This window comes from Kitasatospora sp. NPDC041917 (assembly GCF_055589745.1).
The window spans coordinates 1-1,588 of sequence record NZ_JBVJBI010000112.1; the positions used below are offsets into that span (position 1 = coordinate 1).

1 protein-coding gene is annotated in these 1,588 nt (G+C 67.9%); it reads left to right on the plus strand.

What is annotated here, in order from left to right:
* Positions 1-1,588: condensation domain-containing protein (locus ACZ6EM_RS40390; RefSeq protein WP_465774679.1), on the plus strand; the 1,588-nt coding region annotated here is incomplete at both ends.

The window sequence follows — 1,588 nt, forward strand, 5'->3', positions numbered from 1 at the left end:
GAGGTGCTCGATGTGCCGTCGGTGGGGATCGACGACAACTTCTTCGCTCTGGGCGGTCATTCGCTTCTCGCGACGCGGCTGATCAGCCGGATCCGTACGACCCTGAACGCCGAGCTGGGCATCCGTGATCTGTTCCGCAACCCGACCGTGGTCGGGGTCGTGGAGAAGCTGAAGGACGGTGGCCCGGCGCGTCCGGCGCTGGTGGCGGGCGCGCGGCCGGAGGTGCTGCCGCTGTCGTTCGCCCAGCAACGACTCTGGTTCCTGGACCAGCTCGAAGGTGCCTCCGCCACGTACAACAGTCCGTTCGCGTTCCGTCTGCACGGGGCAGTGGACGTGGATGCTCTGCGCGGCGCGATCGGTGACGTGGTGGGCCGGCACGAGGCCCTGCGTACGGTCTACCCGACGGTCGACGGTGAGCCCCGGCAGCTGATTCTGCCGGTCGAGGACGCCCGGGTTCCGTTCACGGTCGAGCCGTGCACGGAGGAGGAGCTGGCGGAGCGGATCAATGCGGAGGCCTTCGGCCTCTTCAGGCTCTCGACCGAACTGCCGCTCCGAGTAGCGCTGTTCACGCTCGGCGAGGGAGAGTCCGTCCTCGTCCTGACCTTGCACCACATCGCGAGTGACGGTTGGTCCTCCGGTCCGCTCTGGTCGGGTGTCGCCTCGGCCTATCGGGCCCGGCTGGCCGGTTCCGTGCCGGTCTGGGAGCCGCTGGCGGTCCAGTACGCGGACTACACCCTCTGGCAGCACAACCAGCTCGGCGAGATTCTCGACGAGCAGCTGACGTACTGGCGCGATCTGCTGGGTGAACTGCCGCAGGAGATGGCCTTGCCGTTCGACCGGCCCCGCCCTGCCGCCGCGTCGCATGACGGTGAGCTGTTGGAGTTCCATTTCGACGCCCAATTGCATGCAGAGCTGGAGGGGTTGGCGCGTCGGCACGGGGTGACGTTGTTCATGGTGCTGCATGCGGCGTTGGCGGCTTTGTTGTCGCGGCTGGGTGCGGGGACGGATGTTCCGATCGGGACGGTGGTGGCGGGGCGTTCGGACCAGGCGCTGGACGATGTGGTCGGGTTCTTCGTGAACACGTTGGTGCTGCGGACGGATGTGTCGGGTGAGCCGACCTTCGGTGAGCTGCTGGGCCGGGTCCGTGACGCGGATCTGGCGGCGTTCACCAACCAGGACCTGCCGTTCGAGCGGCTGGTGGAGGAGCTGAACCCGGTGCGTTCGCTGGGCCGGCATCCGCTGTTCCAGGTGATGCTGGTCCTGCAGAACAACGACGAGGGGTCGCTGGAGCTGCCGGGTCTCGTCGCGCAGCCCGAGTCCTTCGGGACGCCGCCCGCGAAGTTCGATCTCAACCTGACCTGCGTCGAGAACCGTGACGGTTCCCATGCGCCCGCCGGTATCACGGCTGTTCTGCAGTTCGCGACCGATCTGTTCGATCGGGGGACCGCGGACCAACTCGCGGAGCGGTTGGTGCGGTTGCTGGGTGTGGTGGTCGGGGATCCGGAGGTTCCGGTGTCCGGGTGGGAGGTGTTCGATTCTCCCGAGCAGGAGCGGTACTTCCTGGCGCGGGCGGAGCGGGCGCGGGCCG